This is a genomic window from Enterococcus sp. 125944 (assembly GCF_051909435.1).
GTDB lineage: Bacteria > Bacillota > Bacilli > Lactobacillales > Enterococcaceae > Enterococcus_D > Enterococcus_D gallinarum.
On record NZ_JBQASY010000050.1, the window covers coordinates 1 to 3,199 of the forward strand.

Sequence of the window (3,199 nt, forward strand, 5' to 3'; positions counted from 1 at the left end):
TTCGTGATGTAATTTCCGCTATGCCGTCCATGACAATCAAAAATCTAATGGACACTGAGTGTTTGGACGTAGACGAGATTCTGCTGAGTTCAGAATCAAAAAAGAAAAAAACGAAAAAACGAAAAGAGATACGTCCGATGAGCGAATTGATCAAAAATATGAGAGGAGGTAACTAATTTGAGCGGTGCTGCTACACCATTAGGTAATATGGTCATTAAGCTAGGACTTGACGATGCGGACTTTGGACGTGGAGTCCAGAATGCAAAGAAACAAGTCACCTATCTTGCAAAAGAAATGCAAGCAAACATGAAGATCGCTGATATGGCTGGAAATCAGCTAGGGAAACTAGGGACTCGTTACGATGGTTTGACGAAAATAATTGGCGCACAAGAAAAACAAGTTGCCTCACTCAAGAAAGCTTATGATGAGTCTTTTGTCGATGGGAAAGCCACCGATTCCACAAAGCGGTTAGCAGCCCAATTGCAAGATGCAAATGGAAAACTAGCTAACTATAAACAGCAATTGATTAATACTGCCGGGCAGATGGCTGAACTACAAGTGCGAACTACTGGTGTCACTGGTCAAATAGCCAAAGTTAGTGCTGAAATGGTCAAGCATGGTGATCGTATGCAGTCGGTTGGATCAGCAATGACTAAAGGATTGACTGTACCGATTGCAGGATTGGCAACGGTGGTAACAAAAGCAGCTATTGATTGGGAATCCGCATTTGCTGGTGTAAAGAAAACAACCGATGAGGTTGTGGATTCTAACGGTAAGGTTGTTTACAGTTATGACGATTTAGAATCTAGTTTACGCAGTATGGCAAATGAATTACCAGCAACACATACTGAGATTGCAAATGTTGCTGAAGCAGCAGGGCAATTGGGGATTCAAACAGAAAATGTTTCGGCATTTACTAAAGTAATGATCGATTTAGGTGAGTCAACAAACATGAGTGCTGAAACAGCTGCTACTGAGTTGGCTCGTTTTGCAAATATTACTCAAATGTCACAGGACAAGTTCTCTAATTTAGGATCTGCATTAGTAGATTTGGGTAATAACTTTGCTACAACTGAATCAGAGATATCTGCAATGGCATTACGTTTAGCTGGTGCTGGAGCACAGATTGGGATGTCAGAAGGTGACATCTTAGGCTTTGCGGCAGCCTTGAGTTCCGTTGGTGTTGAAGCAGAAGCAGGTGGATCCGCTTTTTCTAAAGTAATGGTTCAAATGCAGTTAGCTGTAGAAAAAGGATCCGGAGCTTTTGAAGAGCTAAAAGGTCACGCTGAGGACCAAGGTGTTTCATGGGAACGTCTAGTTTCTGCTGTTCGTAATGGTGGCAAAGAATTAACTGGTGTTTCTAAAGAGATGGGCTTCACATCGTCTGAATTGAAGAAGATGTACAAAGAAGCTGATAAATCCAAAACTTCATTGGAACAATTTGCTGATGTTGCTGGGTTAACAAGTGAGCAGTTTTCGAAGATGTTCAAAGATGATCCCAGCACGGCAATCATGAAATTTGTTGAGGGACTTGGTAAGGCTGAAAAAAATGGTACTTCTGCTATCAAAGTCTTAGACGACATGGATATTAAAGAAGTGCGACTTCGTGACAGTCTATTACGTGCGGCGAATGCTTCTGATGTTTTCTCTGGCGCAGTCGAAATGGGTAACAAAGCGTTTGGCAAAAATAACGCTCTTGCTGAAGAAGCAGGTAAAAGATATGAAACAACCGAATCTAAATTGAAAATGCTGAGAAATGAAGCAACCAATGCTGCAATTGATTTAGGTGGACCTTTTGTTGACGCATTGCGTGACGGTTTAGAATCATCTAAACCGCTAATCAAAGGCCTAGGAGATTTGGCTAAGAAATTTAGCGATATGGATCCTAAAGCTCAGCGAACTATTATCAAATGGATAGGCTTAACAGCTGCCGCTGGTCCGTTGCTATCAATTACAGGTAAAGTTACATCTGGAATTGGCAAGCTCGGTGGCTCTTTTGTTGATCTTTCAGCAAAAATGGCTAAGAAAAAGGCCATTGCAGAATTTACAAAACAGTTTGCTGACGGCGCAGTAGATGTGGATACTTTATCAGTTGCGTTAGGCGGAGGAGCTTCTAAGTTCAAGTTATTCGGTGGTGCTGCTGCAACTGCTAGTGGAACAGGCGGTTTAGGTGCAATGACAGCTGCTTTAGGACCTTTGGGACCAGCAATACTTGGCATTGTCGGTGTAGGTGGAGCGTTGGCTGTAGGCTATGGTGCATGGAAGTTGTTTGGGGAAGAGGCTTGGAATTCTAGTCAACGTGTGAAACGTTGGGGATCAGATGTGGGTTCAGCCACAGACGAAACATTAACAAAAATCCAAACGAACACACAAAAAGCATCCGGACAATTTGGTTTAATGGCTGACGGGTTTTCTACAGATTCTGAAGCGATGGTTTCAAACTTTGAAAAGATTGGTCAAACGATTGAAGATAGTTTGGTTAAGAAAATAACTGGGCTGGACAGTCTTTTAAAAGAGTTGCCAGAAAGCGTTAGTGATTCTTTAAAGCAGATGGTCACAGATGAAAAAGAAAGTGCTGAGGGCGCTCTTAAGACGGTTCAAGAGAATACTGAAAGAATCACCGAGATTAAGAAGAATGCTTCAAAAAATAATCGAGAAATAAGTGCCAGTGAAGCCAAAATCATTCGTGATCTCGCAAAAAATACGACACAAGCTTATGTCGAAACACTTGATGTTTCAGCGAAAGAAAAACAAAAAATTCTTTCTGCCATGACTGGTGATGTAGCAAATGCGACTGAGGAAGAAGCGAAATTATGGTTACAGTCACTCGGTAAGCAAAGACAAGCCGCGCAACAAAATGCAAAAGCTAGTCGCGAAGAAAAAGAGAAGTATTTAGAAGAGCTTGGTTATAATCTTGACGGAGAGTTTGCTCAAAAGTACCTGAAAGCTTGGGATGAGATAAACGCCACTACAACACAAGGTTTTGACCAGCAAATGGCAACTATATTAGAGAAATATCCTGAATTACAAAATGAAGTAGCTCTTGCAAATGGGCAATTGATTAATGGTACAGACAATGCGGCACAAGCATTAATTGAAAGCAATAAACGTATTGTTGAGAACGCAAGAACATTATCATCTGAATTGGCAAAGAATGCTGAGGCAAATGCTGAGAAGATGGCTTGGACTGCTTCTGAAG

At 41.5% G+C, this 3,199-nt stretch carries 1 protein-coding gene; it reads left to right on the forward strand.

All coding sequences use genetic code 11. The annotated features are described in order from the left end of the window. Window positions 1–207 precede the first annotated feature (207 nt). Window positions 208–3,199: phage tail tape measure protein (locus tag ACTFWY_RS17660; RefSeq protein ID WP_439927341.1), on the forward strand; the 2,992-nt coding region annotated here is incomplete at its 3' end.